The 13900-nt window shown below is 46.8% G+C and carries 19 protein-coding genes; 7 read left to right on the top strand and 12 right to left on the bottom strand.

The annotated features are described in order from the left end of the window. Positions 1-115 precede the first annotated feature (115 nt). From SD449_RS19145 to SD449_RS19130, 4 genes are all read right to left on the bottom strand, one after another. Positions 116-904 carry an N-6 DNA methylase gene (locus tag SD449_RS19145; protein ID WP_318312891.1) on the bottom strand — a complete coding sequence of 263 codons (789 nt, stop codon included), beginning with the start codon at positions 902-904 and terminating at the stop codon, positions 116-118. A 171-nt stretch (positions 905-1075) separates the two neighbouring features. Continuing rightward, positions 1076-1279 carry a hypothetical protein gene (locus tag SD449_RS19140; RefSeq protein WP_318312890.1) on the bottom strand — a complete coding sequence of 68 codons (204 nt, stop codon included), beginning with the start codon at positions 1277-1279 and terminating at the stop codon, positions 1076-1078. Positions 1280-1337: 58 nt separating this feature from the next. Next, a complete protein-coding gene (locus SD449_RS19135) occupies positions 1338-1799 on the bottom strand; it encodes a JAB domain-containing protein (RefSeq protein ID WP_093980758.1) in 462 nt (153 codons plus the stop codon). Positions 1800-2122: 323 nt separating this feature from the next. Continuing rightward, a complete protein-coding gene (locus SD449_RS19130) occupies positions 2123-2419 on the bottom strand; it encodes a hypothetical protein (protein WP_093980759.1) in 297 nt (98 codons plus the stop codon). Between the two features lie 475 nt (positions 2420-2894). On the opposite strand from SD449_RS19130, the gene SD449_RS19125 reads away from it, so the two are divergent. The 3 genes from SD449_RS19125 to SD449_RS19115 are packed head-to-tail and all read left to right on the top strand — an operon-like array spanning position 2895 to position 4241. Next, positions 2895-3056, top strand: coding sequence for a hypothetical protein (locus tag SD449_RS19125; RefSeq protein ID WP_157731020.1), 162 nt, complete (start codon positions 2895-2897; stop codon positions 3054-3056). Beyond that, on the top strand, positions 3001-3927 hold the full coding sequence (locus SD449_RS19120) for a hypothetical protein (protein WP_318312887.1): 927 nt from the start codon (positions 3001-3003) through the stop codon (positions 3925-3927). The genes SD449_RS19125 and SD449_RS19120 overlap by 56 nt, the downstream gene beginning before the upstream one ends. An 11-nt stretch (positions 3928-3938) precedes the next feature. Continuing rightward, positions 3939-4241 (top strand): hypothetical protein, encoded by a 303-nt coding sequence (locus SD449_RS19115; protein ID WP_318312886.1) that lies wholly within the window; start codon positions 3939-3941, stop codon positions 4239-4241. Here the strand turns inward: SD449_RS19115 and SD449_RS19110 are convergent. Further along, positions 4234-4473 (bottom strand): hypothetical protein, encoded by a 240-nt coding sequence (locus SD449_RS19110; protein ID WP_157731026.1) that lies wholly within the window; start codon positions 4471-4473, stop codon positions 4234-4236. The two genes, SD449_RS19115 and SD449_RS19110, sit on opposite strands and share 8 nt — an antisense overlap. 142 nt (positions 4474-4615) lie before the next feature. On the opposite strand from SD449_RS19110, the gene SD449_RS19105 reads away from it, so the two are divergent. Next, positions 4616-4813 (top strand): helix-turn-helix domain-containing protein, encoded by a 198-nt coding sequence (locus SD449_RS19105; protein WP_318312883.1) that lies wholly within the window; start codon positions 4616-4618, stop codon positions 4811-4813. On the opposite strand, the gene SD449_RS19100 is transcribed toward SD449_RS19105, so the two are convergent. Further along, on the bottom strand, positions 4797-5063 hold the full coding sequence (locus SD449_RS19100; RefSeq protein WP_318312881.1) for a hypothetical protein: 267 nt from the start codon (positions 5061-5063) through the stop codon (positions 4797-4799). The genes SD449_RS19105 and SD449_RS19100 overlap by 17 nt on opposite strands. Beyond that, positions 5054-5830, bottom strand: coding sequence for an SOS response-associated peptidase (locus SD449_RS19095; protein WP_318312879.1), 777 nt, complete (start codon positions 5828-5830; stop codon positions 5054-5056). The genes SD449_RS19100 and SD449_RS19095 overlap by 10 nt, the downstream gene beginning before the upstream one ends. 166 nt (positions 5831-5996) lie before the next feature. Between SD449_RS19095 and SD449_RS19090 the strand changes: the two genes are divergently transcribed. Together SD449_RS19090 and SD449_RS19085 are read left to right on the top strand one after the other, a co-directional pair. Beyond that, a complete protein-coding gene (locus SD449_RS19090; RefSeq protein ID WP_318312877.1) occupies positions 5997-6593 on the top strand; it encodes a hypothetical protein in 597 nt (198 codons plus the stop codon). Positions 6594-6598: 5 nt separating this feature from the next. Then, on the top strand, positions 6599-8746 hold the full coding sequence (locus SD449_RS19085; protein WP_318312875.1) for a T9SS type A sorting domain-containing protein: 2148 nt from the start codon (positions 6599-6601) through the stop codon (positions 8744-8746). A 40-nt stretch (positions 8747-8786) separates the two neighbouring features. Here the strand turns inward: SD449_RS19085 and SD449_RS19080 are convergent, their stop codons facing one another. The 5 genes from SD449_RS19080 to SD449_RS19060 form a co-directional block, all read right to left on the bottom strand. Continuing rightward, positions 8787-9242 carry a LexA family protein gene (locus SD449_RS19080; protein ID WP_318312873.1) on the bottom strand — a complete coding sequence of 152 codons (456 nt, stop codon included), beginning with the start codon at positions 9240-9242 and terminating at the stop codon, positions 8787-8789. After that, positions 9208-10506 carry a Y-family DNA polymerase gene (locus SD449_RS19075; RefSeq protein ID WP_318312871.1) on the bottom strand — a complete coding sequence of 433 codons (1299 nt, stop codon included), beginning with the start codon at positions 10504-10506 and terminating at the stop codon, positions 9208-9210. Before SD449_RS19075 ends, SD449_RS19080 begins: the two co-directional genes overlap by 35 nt. A 92-nt stretch (positions 10507-10598) precedes the next feature. Beyond that, positions 10599-11108: a hypothetical protein gene (locus SD449_RS19070; protein ID WP_318312869.1), complete on the bottom strand. Its 510-nt coding sequence runs from the start codon at positions 11106-11108 to the stop codon at positions 10599-10601. 26 nt (positions 11109-11134) lie between these two features. Then, positions 11135-12478 carry a M43 family zinc metalloprotease gene (locus SD449_RS19065; RefSeq protein WP_318312867.1) on the bottom strand — a complete coding sequence of 448 codons (1344 nt, stop codon included), beginning with the start codon at positions 12476-12478 and terminating at the stop codon, positions 11135-11137. Between the two features lie 150 nt (positions 12479-12628). Beyond that, the gene (locus SD449_RS19060; RefSeq protein ID WP_318312865.1) at positions 12629-13252 is read right to left on the bottom strand and encodes a M23 family metallopeptidase; all 624 of its coding nucleotides are present in this window, start codon (positions 13250-13252) and stop codon (positions 12629-12631) included. A 106-nt stretch (positions 13253-13358) separates the two neighbouring features. On the opposite strand from SD449_RS19060, the gene SD449_RS19055 reads away from it, so the two are divergent. Then, positions 13359-13838, top strand: coding sequence for a hypothetical protein (locus tag SD449_RS19055; RefSeq protein WP_318312863.1), 480 nt, complete (start codon positions 13359-13361; stop codon positions 13836-13838). Positions 13839-13900: the final 62 nt, after the last annotated feature.

Genomic DNA, 13900 nt, shown 5'->3' with positions numbered 1-13900 from the left:
GCGCGGGTTTTGCCCTGCCCGCAAAAGCCGTGTCAAAGCGGCACCGGTAGTGCAAGGGGAAGGACGGCACGACTTCCTTATTGGTAAAGTTCATCGATGCCCCTGGGCAATCATTTCAGAACAACCTGATTTGGTTGGTCTTGGAATCCACTATCACATCGGCAACCTCCTGGGCACTGGTGTTCCTGTTTTCGGAAACTTTTCCCTTTTGCGGTGATGGTTCGGGCATCCCCAATTTCTTACGTGCATACCCATACGCCCGGTTGATGTCGGCCACAAACTCTATTTGAGGGACACCGCTGTATTTCAGCCAACGGTTCACGATAAAGGCCCCTCGGAAGTCCTTGCCGGCCCAAAGGGCATTATCGGAGATCACGATACCGTGGATGCCGTGGTACATCAGGTTCAGTGCGCTCATCCTTGCACAGGTATAATCTATGTCGATAAGGGTGTGGAACATGCCCGGGTTAACGCTGTTGGCCGCAAGGGAAAGCCTACCGGAACCACAGCACGGGTCGTTGAAGTTCTCGGGTCCAGTGGGGCTTAGTATCTGTGCCATGAACCGGCATATCGTCATCGGGGTAAAGAACTGTGCAAAATGTTTGTTGGTAAGGCTGTTGGCCTCATAGAACGTTCCGTACACATCGTAAACATCAGTATCGGTTACTATCGTCTTGTCAAGGATCCTGATGGCCTCAAAGATGAGCTCGTTGAAAAGGTCGAGTTCCCTGCGGTCGTACTTCTTTCTGATGGTATCCATGTCCGCCTGATGGTTGAGCGACCAGGCATTGATGGAAAAGTCCAAAAAATCTTGGAAGATGTAATAGGTCCCGTGCGACCTTGAAAGCGTGTCGAAAATGTCCCCGAACTTCTTGAGTTCCAGGGGTAGATGGATTTTGGCCATGATGTACTATTTAAGGGTTGAACATTTTTCTCATGGCCCTTACACGGCCGCAAAAGGGGCGACAAAGCAATGAGCGGGCGAAATTGTGTGTGGTCCCGCGGTCGTAACTTTGCCTGTGGAAAAATGTGGTGGCCCTCATCTGGTGGGGCGGGGGAGGGGAGGGGCTCGCGCCTATTCTTCATCCATCGGGACATACCCGTATCTGGACAATTCTTTGATAAGAGGTGCAATGAATTTTTCGGGAACACCCCTGCGCTCATTGATAAAATGCCGCAAGGCGTCCTTAGTCATGTTGCAGGTACGCTCGATGCACCCTATGGAAAGGCAGGGCCTTTCCTTCAACCAGTCGCGCAAATGGTTCTGTCCGTAATCCATAACAAGGAGTTTTGAAGATATTACAAATGTACGCAAAAGCGTACATACATCCAAGGGGTCAAAAGTCCCCCTGGTCCGCCATCGAGTAATAGCCCTCGCGGGTGATGATGATGCTGTCAAGGAACTGGATGTCCACTAGGGCACAGGCGGCCTTCAATTTCTCGGTTATCTTCCTGTCCGCCTCCGATGGTTTCAGTCTCCCCGATGGGTGGTTGTGGACCATGATGATCCCGGATACCTGTATCATCAGGGCATGTCGGAGTATGAGCTTCACGGGGACCACTGTGCCGGCCACGTCCCCTTGGGAACAATGGTGTACGTTGACCACCCCGTTGGAGCGGGACAGGTGGATGACCTTGGTCTGTTCGTGGTCGTCCATGATCTCATCGAACATGGGCCGTATGAAGTCTGCCGCGTCCTGGCTCCGGGTGATGTTGACGCTTGGGAGTTCGGTCCTCCGGTAGATGGCCGTGAGTTCTCCCACAAAGTCCCTGAAGGTGCTCATTCTGTAATCTTTCATGATAATTGGATTTAAGGTTAACGATCATTTTTCTCGTTGGCCCCTACACGGCCGCACAAGGGGTGCCAAAGCAATGAGTTTGCGAAATTGTGTGCCGCCCCGCGGTCGTACCTTTGCCTGCGGAAAAATGATATGTTCCGGAAAGTGTTTGCTTGTTTGACCATTCCTCAGAGCGGGATGCATCAGGGACAGTCGCGGAAATCCATTTTAAAGGGGTTATTTGGGACATTGGGACGAGGAAGCGACCTATGAAGCTCCCACAGGCCCCTTAATGCCCCGGAACGGCTTAAAATGATTGGAGCAATGGCCCGCCCGGATGCCCCCTAAAGCCTTTTGATGATGATCTTCCTGTATTCGTTCTGGATCATGGTGTACAACCTGCCCAACCTATCGTGCAGCTCTTGGTCCATTTCAAAGGTGAACCCCCTGAAGCCCACCTCCAGTCTTACCCCCTTGCCGACCCTGCCGTAAACAAGGAAGTTCTTGGGGTCGTTGCTGATTTTGTCGCCCAATAACATTTCGAAGGGCTGCGCCGCGAATGCCAGGTTATCGGGATGGTTCCCGTCCACTGTGAAGATGACCCTGAACGCAATGCTGCGGTAGTCCTTTTTGTAGTCCATTTTCCATGTACCAAAGCATCTTTTTGTAGTTGGGGCCGATCGCCAAATATAGGGCGTTGCGGGAAAAGTACAATTTCACTGGCTCATTGCCAATTCCCTGCGGACACGCCAAAAAATGGCTCCTAACCCAAAAGACAAAAAAGATGAAAAACTTTGAGACCATTTTGAACACGGGACAGGACGCCGCAAACTATATCGAGATCGACGATCCGAAAAACATTTTCGTGGTCGGGCACGAATCCTTGTGATTGCCTGCCAAATCCCGCCAAAACAGGGCGTTTCACTAAAAAGTGGGGACAAAGGACACTCTTTGAGTGTCCTTTGTTGTACATTTATGCGAGATTTAAAGCAATAACAACGTAGGAATATACGTTAAAATTTGTTAATACTTATTGGAGAAGTTTAGCGAAAGGACGGTCAAATAAGCAAGGCGGCTGATTAAATTTAGGGTGTTTAACCCTAAAATTTTTCAGTTATGAAAATTCAAAAAATTCTTCTTGCCGTAGTCTTATTGTCAACCGTTAGCTTGTCCACCTCCTGCACCAAAAACGATATTGCGGAGGATGAGGCCCTATTCAAGAATGCAACGGAACAACAGGCAATCGACGGCAAGGAAATCAAAAATCAGGATACCTGATACCTTTTGGGGGGCGTTGGCCATTATCCTGTTGTCAACGCTTCCATATCTACATGATTTTTTGACCGATGACGGCGGCCTTAAACCCTGGGTCCCGGTACTTGGATTAGAGGATCTATTGACCGACGGGAACGGGAACGTTTTGGGTTTCTCCACCTATCGGGTGTTCCTTTATACGTTTTTCATCTTCCTTTTTGCCACGATAGGATGGGCGGGGTGGTCCCAAAGTGCAAGGCAAAGATTTTACGGAAGCGCCCTTTTATTGGCCACGGCCTCCGGGCTTTACCATATATTCCTTATCCTTTTCGGGTTAAGGAGGTCTTTGTTGAACGAACCGGTTTCCAAATTGGTCTTTTTGGGGATCCTCTCGATCGTCCTTGGATATATGACCATCAAAAAAAGTGGTTATAGTCTCCGTAAGGTGGTTTCCTGGGCGCTGCTTTTTTTGATGGCCACGCTACCGTTTTATCATGATCTCATAACCAACAGGAGCGGGGAAACGTATGCATGGGTCCCAAAATTGGGGATTGAGGAAATGTTGACCGACAATGAGGGGTATGTAAGGGGGCTAGCGAACTATAGGATCTTGGTCTACCTGTTCTGCCTCTATCTTTTCGCACATCTGGGATGGATAGGATGGTTTTTTGATTCGCGAGGGAAAAAGTACCGCCCCTTTATTTTGGTGCCGGCAGCTTTGAGCCTGTACCAAGTGGTCGTCATTGCCATGTCCTGGAGGGAGACCGAATTCAATGATCCCAACATAAAACTTTATATCACGATCGGCCTGAGTATACTCTTGGCCATCAACTTCTATTATAACAACAAAGTTTCCCCCGAAGCAAAAGTAATAACAGAAAATGGACAATCTTAAAGTATCCTCTTATGAGAATTGACAGGACAAGGTTTGGGTTCATACGGGCCACGGGAACATTAATGGACAGGGCTTTGCAAAAAGTGAACCTGATCTTACAGGGCATGGTCGATGCCAAACCATATAGACTGGACTGGGAACACGTCCTTTCGGAATACGACCGCTTGGGGGTCGGCGATGTTGCGGAATTTGCATCGAGCTATGCCTTTGGATGGCACGCCCAAAACAACAAACTGGACGACGATGTGAGCAAGCAGGCCATGTATTTGGAAATTATTGAAGGAGTGGTAGAGCGTAGGGAAAACGTCAAATGACAAGGTCGATATCCGGAAGGTACTTGTCCAGTTCGGCACCCGACTTGAATATCTGTTTGCCGACCATCCTGTTGGTGAACTTTTCCCACTCGAATTCCACGTAAAAAGTGCTTACACTGAACAAACTGAGATAGGTGATGGCATTGTACTTCATGGCCACAAGCTGGCCGGATTGCACCAAAGTTTCCGTCTGTTCGCTCTCGTTGAGCATAAAAAAATCGTATAGGTCCATGTCCATAGGGGTTACGGCCCTAAAATATAAAAGTCCCTTGGTATTTTAAACAAAAAATGTGGGTTTTTTCGCCCACATTATTTTTTGACGTTCTCCGCAACTTGCGGGGATGGACCAATCGGATTTTATAAAAAGGTTTGGAATGAGGGTGAAACAGCTCCGCAAGGAAAAAGGGTTGAGTTACCGTACTATGGCACAACTTTGTGATGTGGATTACAGTGATATTTCCAAAATAGAAAAAGGGCAGACCAACATAACCCTGGGCACCGTGCTTGAACTTTCCAATGCCCTCGGGGTGGAAGTAAGGGAACTGTTCGGTTTCCCTACTCGGGAAAATTGATATGGAGGTCGCCCAAGATCTTGTCAAGGTTCATGTTCCGGTACTTATCGAGCCTTGGTCCCGATTCAAAAGCGTTCAGTACGGGGAACATTCCAGAATGGTCCGAAGTAAGCTCTACGTAAAAATCGAATAGCCGGTACAAATGGTGTTTTTTTTCAAGGTCCGGAAAGTGGGCCAAAAACACACATTTGTCCCAAAACTCGTCCCACTGGTCCTCTTCGTGCAGGCCCAAAAATTCCTTTATGCCCATTGCGAATAATCCAGGTTTAGGTTGGGATTGTCTACCAATTTTTCGATTCCGGGATAATCGGCGCTGACCGTTCTGGAGAAAACATCCTTGCTGACCGGATGGGCCGTAAGGCCATCTTCCGGAAGATTGTCATGGATGATCCTGTCGATGTCCGTTTCTGTCAATTTCTCCGAAAGCCAAGCCTCTATCTGATCATCGGCCAAGGGAACGATCTGGCGGTGCTGTCCCTGCCAGTTTTTTTTGTTGTGGATCTGCGCATACATGGAGCCCGGCTCGGCTTCCCTGGTCAATAGGGAAAACGATACATATTTGTTAGATGTAACCGAATAGATTCCGGCAAGGCTCAAAAACGTGGCCTCCCTTGCGCCGAATAGGAACGGCACTTTATAGTCCTTTGGTTTCTGGCACGTGTGCGGTTCATAAAAGCCGGTCAACGGGATGACACACCTACGCTTCAAAGAGCTGGGTTTGTACATCTTTGAGGTAAAGAGTTTTTCGCTCTGGGCATTGAGGCCCTGGCCCTTTATTTCCTTAAGGTCCTCCATAGGGTCTTCGTTCTTGGCCCAAGGCGGCAGCATTCCCCACATCATCGGGGTGATGTGTTTCGGGCTTTCCTGCGGGATTACCCAAAAATCCTGATGTTTGAACCCGTCCGAATGGTGGTAAAGAAGTTCCTCCTCCAGCCCCATTCCCTTTTCGGTGCGGGAAACGTTGTAATGGGTCTCTATTTCGACCACGGGCCTATCGATTCTCGTATGGAAGCACATATGGGTTGTTTGATGAATAAATATAACATTTTGTTGACATTCCTAACGGCAACCAGTTCACAAAAAAGACATCCTTAATAAGTATAAACCAAGCACAATCGTAAGATTAATCTTATAGTAACAAACGCTTAACAATTGATAATAAGTCATTTAATAATTTACATCTATGAAAACAAAATTCAATTTGACCATGACGTTGATCGTCGCTTTTATTCTTTCCATTATTTCTTGTTCGAACGAAAATGAGGGTATAAGAGATTTTCAGGTTCGCTCAGTGGATAATTGTACTGAGAGTTCCATTGAGGAACTAAAAATGGCATTCTGTTTATTGGATTCAACGGGCATCGCCAAAACCCAATTTAAAGAAGGAGAAAACATAGTTTTCAGCCTTGCCCTTACGAATACATCAGAGGATACGATCGTAATTGAGCAAAATATTGTAGATGAGGATTTTTTCCGGGTCACTGAAAAATCCCAACAACAAGATATGGGTACGCCCCAGACTGGGGCCTGGTGCGAATTCAGCAACGCGCCCAGAGAAATTGCTATCGGTCCGGGCGACACTTTTGAGCTTACCTGTCCATGGATTTTGACAGAATCATTAAAGCCGGTCTATCCATTGTGCAAGGGGCAAAGTAATGATGTTTTGCCAAAAGGGGAATACGATGTGGAACACAATTTGAATTTTTCGTTTAAGGTTTCACAAAAAGAAATATCCACAAATAATGATTTTAAACCCAAGATTACCTTCAACATAAACTAAAAACCATGAAAACACATTTACGCTTAATCATTGTTTTATTGACATTCTGCCTTACAACTATTTCGTTTGGCCAGGTAGAGACTAAAAACTATCCGGAGAGGAACGGCAAACAAGTGGGACTTGGTCTTAAAAATGATTATAAATCCAAAAAAAACAAGGTCCTTCCCAAATTCGATGCGCAACAAATGTTGGAGGAGGACCGGAAAAATGCCGGTAGGGACATACCCTTTAGGTTCGGCAAGCCCTTTGATCTTGATATTAAATTAAAGGATGGGGATTGGAGCGTAAATGACGGCTTCAGGGAATGGTCGATGGAATTCTATTCAGAGGGTGCTTTGTCCATAAACTTTGTATTGGAAGGAATGAAATTGGCGGAAGGTGCGGAATTGTATGCGTTCAATGAAGAGGGCACTGTAGTATATGGGCCAGTAACTTCCCTTAACAACAAGGACAAGGGAGTATTTTTGACCGACATCATTCCTGGAGAGCGTGTTACATTGTTCCTGAAGGAACCGGATAATGATAGTAAGTCGGATTTTACCATAAAAAGGGTGGTTCATGGTTATAGGGGGATCGGCGAAATGCTGAACGGTACCCCGGGAGCCTCGGAGAGCTGTAACAACAATATAGGATGTTTCGGGGCTTGGGACGCTTCTTCGGATGCCGTGGCCCTGGTCCTTTTGTCCAGTGGTTTTGAACATTGTAGCGGTTCGCTATTAATGTCAACGAATAACGGCTTCCGCCCATATTTTCTAAGTGCGTTCCATTGTATCGACACAAACAACAATGGAGCTATAACCGCCGCGGAAAGAACGGCTGCCGAAGATTGGATGTTCAAGTTCCAGTTCAAATCAGTAAGCTGCACGTCGGGAACCGCCTCGGCCGGCTATACCTATAACGATGCCACGTTCAGGGCGGCGTGGTTCCCGACCGACTTTTCCCTGATGGAGCTCGATGAATCGCCGGTTGGAAATCAGGAGATAACATGGGCAGGTTGGGACAGAAGGGCCAACACCCCGACCAGCGGGGCCGGTATCCACCATCCCTCGGGCGACATGATGAAAATTTCGATAGAGAACAATGCCTTTCAGGTTTCAAGCTGGAACGGGGCGAACAATAGGTGGTTGGTCAACTTTGACGATGGTGTCGTGGAACACGGGTCTTCCGGTTCCCCCATTTTCGATCAGAACAGAAGGGTCGTGGGACAATTGCACGGAAACCAGAACTATAATCCATCCCAGTCCTATTGCAGTCAACCAAGGGCCGAATATGGAAGGTTCAATCTCTCCTGGGCGGGAGGGGGCACCAATGCCACAAGGTTGAGTAACTGGTTGGATCCCTGCGGTACGGGGGCCAATACTACCAATACGACCAGAAGCGCCTATATAAACGGGCCTACGACCACTTGTGCGAGCGGTTCATCATATTCAATAACAAACCTGCCCGCTGGGGCCTCCATCACTTGGAGCAGTAGTAGCAATATTACAAGAAATTCTTCCCAGGGCTCCAACCCATGTACCTTTTCGCTATCGGGACTGGGCACTACGGGGTGGATCCAGGCCAGGATCACGAATGGATGCGGTGTCGATTTCACTATAAGAAAAAACCTTGTGTTGAACACAGGAAGTGTGAACCTTACCATTGGTACTGTGGAATGGGAGGGAAGCGCCATTTATGTGTCGGGAAGCGTAACGGGGGGATCCGCTCCCTTTAAATGGTATATCAACAATCAGCTAATAAGCACCACAAGTTCGCGAAGTTTCAGCCATAGGTATCCATGCGAGGGAGGGAGCTCGTCCTTGGGCGTTATTGCCAGTTGTGGTGGTTCCGACCAAGAATATTATTATGAGGAATGTTCTGGATCACATCGTATGGCCATATATCCGAACCCGGCCGATTCTGAAATAAACATATCACTTTCCGAGGAAAATATGGGTATTGGGCAAACGGTCTTAAATGAAAATAATGATCAAGAAATTCAGGATGTAACATTAACCCTACTTGACTTTAGCGGGAACCCCGTTAAAGAATCGGTTTTCAAGGGCCCGTTACGACACATGCAAATGGACGTATCGAACCTGGCCAAAGGTATCTACTTTCTAAAAATCATTGGCAGGGAGATTGACGAGACACACAGAATAATTGTGGAATAAAGAAAAGCACAAATTTAAATTACAAGGGGCCACTGGCCCCTTATTTTTTATGGATCCTTTTTACAATGTTCGTTACAACGCCCCAAATTACCAGGTTGTTTTCCTCTGTGATTCGGATGGGCCTGTACTTTGGGTTTTCTGGCAAAAGTTCAATATAATCTTTTTGTTTTTTGATGCGTTTAACGGTAAAGTCCCCATCAACGAAGCAAACCGCTATGCAGCCATCATAGGCCTCAATGCTCTTGTCAATGACCAAAAGGTCCCCATCGTCCATCCCTGCGCCCTGCATGCTATCGCCGTTCACGCGCGCGAAGAAGGTTGCCTCCGGATCGTTGACCAGTTCCCTGTCCAGAGAAATGCGGTCCTCCTTGAAGTCGTCCGCCGGGGATGGGAACCCAGCCGAAATCCCGCCATCGAAATATGGCAGGCCCAAGGGATTTCCCATACCCGGAACCAAAAACTCAAGCCCGCTCGATTTCTTCCTTGTCGTGTACATTTATCTTTAATATTTCTTCCAATTTGCTTGTATATCTAGGGGACAATAGATTGCGGTTCATTTTCCATTTACGCCTAAGATCTTGGCCCCCTAATTTAACGACATCATACCCCGAAAGCAAATTGATCCGGTCAATGGCCTTCCAGAGCGGTGAATGTCTCGGGTCGGAATTGTGGAAAACGTTCAACTGCTTGGATTCGGATGGGGTAAGGCCCATAACGATGACACCCGCCTTTTTGTAGGCGTAGCCTTTTTTGAATATTGACGACATGCCCTTTAGGGCGAATTTGGTCAATTCGATGCTGCTATTGGTCGGGTAGGGGAGTTTTAGGCAAACGGACCGGCCATATTGGGGCAGGTGCTCCTTGAACGGGTTGGAACGCACGAATACTTGTATCAGGTTACAGTCGGAACCCTGAGCCCTGAGCTTTTTGGCTACCTCGCATGAAAAGGTTGCGACCCTCTCCCGTAAATCGGAATATTCCAAATAGTCCCTGTCAAAGCTCCGGGTACAGGCTATGGCTTGTTTGGGTTTGATGTCCTCCATCTGGATCGAGGGTTTTCCCATCAGGTCATGTTTTAGTCTGAGTCCCACAACCGTCATGCTGTCCCTCACGAAATCATCGGGAAGCAGGGAAAAATCAAGGGCCGTCCTGACGTTCCGTAAACGGAGCATGTTACCGTATCTGGGGCCGATTCCCCAAACATCCTCGACTTTGATCCATCTGAGCGCCTTGGCCCTTTTTTCTTCTGTATCGATGACATGGACACCCCCGGTGCGTTCAGGGAATTTCTTGGCCACCCTATTGGCGGCCTTGGCAAGTGCCTTGCTTGGGGCGATTCCAATGCTCACGGGAATTCCCGTGGCCCTTAAGACAAACGTTCTGATTTCCTGGGCATAGGATGAAAGGTCAAAAAAACAATCGAATCCCTTGAAATGGAGAAAAGCCTCGTCAATAGAATAGATTTCCACATCGGGACAATAGCGGGCCAATATGTTCATTACCCTGGAGCTCATGTCCCCATAGAGTGCGAAATTGGACGAAAATACCCTGACATCCTTTTCCCTGAATATTTTCTTGTACTCGAAATAAGGGGCTCCCATGGGCACGCCCATTGCCTTGACCTCGTTGGACCGTGCGATAACACAGCCATCATTATTGCTCAAAACGGCAACGGGCTTCCCGTTGAGCGAAGGGTCAAACACACGCTCACATGAGGCATAAAAGTTATTGCAGTCTATAAGGGCAAAGTAATCGGCCAAAATATAGGGTTTGGAATAAATCCAAAAGTAGGCACAAAAAAGAAACGGCCGTTTGGCCGTTCCATAAAATTTTGGTTTAAAGATTCATTCCCCTAATCCTTACGGACATATTCCGTAAATGGAAAGACAGTACCGTCAGGGGTAATGGTTCCAGAGGCTTTCCTTACCAATAATCGTTTCGACGTCAACGATATGAGAACATACGGCTCGCTTACATCGGAGTAGGATATGTCCAGTTTGCCGGAATCATCCAGCGTCCATGTCCCGATCTCGATAAAATCATCGGCGGTCTGTCCCTCGCACGCTATTTGGCCTATGCCCCAAACATAGGGATTGCCTTGGTCGGAGGAACCAACGTCATAGCGAAAAATATCGTCCTTTTGGCAGGCATCCAGGGCAGAAAGGATGTCCTCGGACGGAGTTTTGCTACCAAGGGTGTCCCCTGGTTGTCCGACAAATTCCGCACTCTTGACCCAATCCCCTTTGAGGTTGGTAGAGGAAAACGGTAGGTCGGTACCATCATCGTTAATGTCCTGCCCGTCGCTATCACAACCGATCAGCGTCAACAGCACGGAAAAAGCGACCATCTTATAGTTTTTCATAGCGGGTAGATTCAATTAAGATAAAGTTAATCATTTTGTATCAATACTTTAGGGGTCTCGATCACTTCCTCTTTCTTTTCATCGTGTATGGGAACCAGATAGAGACCGGGTTGGATATTGCTCCCTTCCCCGGACTGGACGGGGGTGGTGTTGGCGGACATCAAAGGGAAATAGATGGGGCAGTCTATATAAAAAACAAAGCCCGCGTTGCCCGAAGAGCTGTATGTTGGGTTCGGCGTATGTGTCGTTATCTTGGATGTGTAATTATAGGAGTTTGATGATATGTTGAGTAAAGGGGTCTGTGCTGATGTATAGTTATGGGTAGTCGTATTGTTAAGCGGATGATGGATAACCGTTATGGTATAGTTGAAACCCTTTTGGAACTCCAATTTATCCGTTTCAAGGTAGGATATTTCATAACAGCCGCCGCTAATGGGTGTGCGTGTATAGTTGGCCCTTGTGGAAGTAATCTTAAGGGGCTTGGCCAATTGACTTGCCGCAACCTGTATGGTCTGGAGTGAATTGTTAAGCACCAGGGCCTCCCTCAGCCTATCAATTTGGCCGTTAGTAAACCTGTTCCCGCAAGCATAGGTGGTATAGGACATAAAATTTCTGGTATCCGGATTGAAACCGCCACCACCGGTATAGGCACATGCCGCATTTACATTGTTCTGGTTCATGCATGGGTCGGCGGGGGTATCGCAAACCAAATCCCCTGCCGTGGCACAATTTGTTCCATTTGTCAACTCTGCCGGAATATTGGGGTCCGGCTCACATGCCTGTCCGTGGAAAGTATGGTAAAGGTTGAGATTGTGCCCGATTTCATGGGCAAATACAAAAGTATCCCTGGCGTCCTTCCGAAGTGCCATAAACGTGCCGGGTAATTGGGCCTTCCCAACGATACCTGTCTGGCCATTGATGTTGAAACCGTCCACAAAAAATACCTGGAGGCTTGCGGTGTTGGTGTTGATGTTCCTTAGTTGGTTGAATTCATTATCCGAATTGATGGTCGCCGATGCATTGTTGTAATAGTTCCGGTACCCATTGTACCTGAACACGACATGGGAAGATGCATATCTGTTGTTCAAAAGCACAAGGGCGTCCTTGCACTGTTGCTCTGTAACGGTCGAAGTACTGCCGGAATTAAGGATGTTGAAATACATATTGATAACTATGGGCTCATCCCCGTTGATTTTTGCTGTCCGTGCGGATGTTTTTGACATAACGGAAGTGCTGCCGGTTATGTTGCTCGTACCACAGATCTGTGAAAGGGCGTTGTTTTGACACATGGTGAAAACCGTTATGGAGATTAAAAGTTTGGCCAAAGGTCGAAACGTGGATTTTTCTTTAAAGAAGTAGTGTTTTTTCATGGCTAATGGGTTAAAGATTAAACGATATTAAGGTAATCTTTTTCCTACCTGTTTAAAAAAATGGATCGTTAATTTATGATGTTGTTTGTCGAAAATCACTCAAAACCAATTCAATGGAGTTGGGCCAAAAGAAAAAGAGGCCAAAAGGTATTAAAATTCCAAAAAGCAAAAAGGGTAGGGGTCTATCCTAATGTCATTTTTCGATATTTCGAAATGAATGTGATTGGCGGTACTCTTCCCGGTACTGCCCACAAACCCGATGATGTCCCCTTTTTTTAACACCTGACCCTCTTTGACGACAAAAAGGTACATATGTGCATAGCGTGATTTAAAACCATAGCGGTGTTCGATAATAACCTGGTTGCCATAACCCATGTTCGATTCAACAGTGCTCTTGACGGTTCCAGATGCGGCCGCATGGATGGGGGTGCCCGCTTTAGCTGAAATATCAATGCCAAAGTGGGTTTTTTCCTTTTTATCGATTGGGTGGAACCTTTTGCCAAATTCACTGGAAAAACGTTTCAACCGGTCCGGATTCAAGGGATTAATGGACGGCACAAACTGAAACTTATCGCTATATAAGTGAATATCGTTGTCTAATATGTCCAAGAGCCTTTCAACATCATCATAAGACTCGGACTTGGACAGGAACTTGTCCACCATTTCGCCCATTTTGTTGTGGGAACTGGCCTGGGCCATCAACGATAACTGGAGTGCCGGAAAAAGCCCCAAAAGTAGGAAAGCGCATAAAATATGGTGTTTCGGTTTAGGCATCGTTGTTGTGGGACAATGAAAGGATAAAGATAGCAAACCCCTTAACAACAAACGGCTTGTGCCCTTGGATTTTGTATCTTTACCCCCCTAACACAAATCTTACACTATGGGAAAACACTTACTGATATTTGGAATGATTATGGGGCTGTTATCATGCAGTAACGATGACGATGGGGTTTCGTTGGATGATAGGAACGAGGCACTCTTTGGCCAGTGGGAATATGAGGCAATAGAATCGGACACCGCCGTGGACATCAACGGGGACGGGACCGTGAACATCGACCTGTACAACACCAATGAGATTCGCCAGTGCCTAAAGGACAATCTTACTTTTTTCAATGAAGGCCCCTCTGGAGAAAAAGATGAATATAGAATTAATGAAAACGGCCTCTCCTGTGGCGAAGTAGATCCGTTCAGTACTGTTGAAATGGATAAATACGAATTGATAAATAATGAGATTTTACGGTTTGAAAACAGGAACGATATGGTAATCATAGAATTTACAAAAGATCGGCTTGTAGTGGAACAGGATGATTTTTTGGACGATCAGGATGTGGTGGTCACATATACATTAAAAAGAAGTTAGGTTTATGCGAACATAAAGGGCTGATATCTAAAACCAGGTTGGCCATTTATGCAAACATAAAT

The organism is Flagellimonas crocea (genome assembly GCF_033441595.1).
Classification (GTDB): domain Bacteria; phylum Bacteroidota; class Bacteroidia; order Flavobacteriales; family Flavobacteriaceae; genus Flagellimonas; species Flagellimonas crocea.
This window is presented reverse-complemented; position numbering and strand designations above follow the sequence as displayed.

Bases quoted from the DNA above. Each gene is read 5' to 3' on its own strand.
- SD449_RS19145 (WP_318312891.1), bottom strand. From the start codon at position 904: ATGGCCAAAATCCATCTACCCCTGGAACTCAAGAAGTTCGGGGACATT.
- SD449_RS19140 (WP_318312890.1), bottom strand. From the start codon at position 1,279: ATGGATTACGGACAGAACCATTTGCGCGACTGGTTGAAGGAAAGGCCC.
- SD449_RS19135 (WP_093980758.1), bottom strand. From the start codon at position 1,799: ATGAAAGATTACAGAATGAGCACCTTCAGGGACTTTGTGGGAGAACTC.
- SD449_RS19130 (WP_093980759.1), bottom strand. From the start codon at position 2,419: ATGGACTACAAAAAGGACTACCGCAGCATTGCGTTCAGGGTCATCTTC.
- SD449_RS19125 (WP_157731020.1), top strand. From the start codon at position 2,895: ATGAAAATTCAAAAAATTCTTCTTGCCGTAGTCTTATTGTCAACCGTT.
- SD449_RS19120 (WP_318312887.1), top strand. From the start codon at position 3,001: ATGCAACGGAACAACAGGCAATCGACGGCAAGGAAATCAAAAATCAGG.
- SD449_RS19115 (WP_318312886.1), top strand. From the start codon at position 3,939: ATGAGAATTGACAGGACAAGGTTTGGGTTCATACGGGCCACGGGAACA.
- SD449_RS19110 (WP_157731026.1), bottom strand. From the start codon at position 4,473: ATGGACCTATACGATTTTTTTATGCTCAACGAGAGCGAACAGACGGAA.
- SD449_RS19105 (WP_318312883.1), top strand. From the start codon at position 4,616: ATGAGGGTGAAACAGCTCCGCAAGGAAAAAGGGTTGAGTTACCGTACT.
- SD449_RS19100 (WP_318312881.1), bottom strand. From the start codon at position 5,063: ATGGGCATAAAGGAATTTTTGGGCCTGCACGAAGAGGACCAGTGGGAC.
- SD449_RS19095 (WP_318312879.1), bottom strand. From the start codon at position 5,830: ATGTGCTTCCATACGAGAATCGATAGGCCCGTGGTCGAAATAGAGACC.
- SD449_RS19090 (WP_318312877.1), top strand. From the start codon at position 5,997: ATGAAAACAAAATTCAATTTGACCATGACGTTGATCGTCGCTTTTATT.
- SD449_RS19085 (WP_318312875.1), top strand. From the start codon at position 6,599: ATGAAAACACATTTACGCTTAATCATTGTTTTATTGACATTCTGCCTT.
- SD449_RS19080 (WP_318312873.1), bottom strand. From the start codon at position 9,242: ATGTACACGACAAGGAAGAAATCGAGCGGGCTTGAGTTTTTGGTTCCG.
- SD449_RS19070 (WP_318312869.1), bottom strand. From the start codon at position 11,108: ATGAAAAACTATAAGATGGTCGCTTTTTCCGTGCTGTTGACGCTGATC.
- SD449_RS19065 (WP_318312867.1), bottom strand. From the start codon at position 12,478: ATGAAAAAACACTACTTCTTTAAAGAAAAATCCACGTTTCGACCTTTG.
- SD449_RS19060 (WP_318312865.1), bottom strand. From the start codon at position 13,252: ATGCCTAAACCGAAACACCATATTTTATGCGCTTTCCTACTTTTGGGG.
- SD449_RS19055 (WP_318312863.1), top strand. From the start codon at position 13,359: ATGGGAAAACACTTACTGATATTTGGAATGATTATGGGGCTGTTATCA.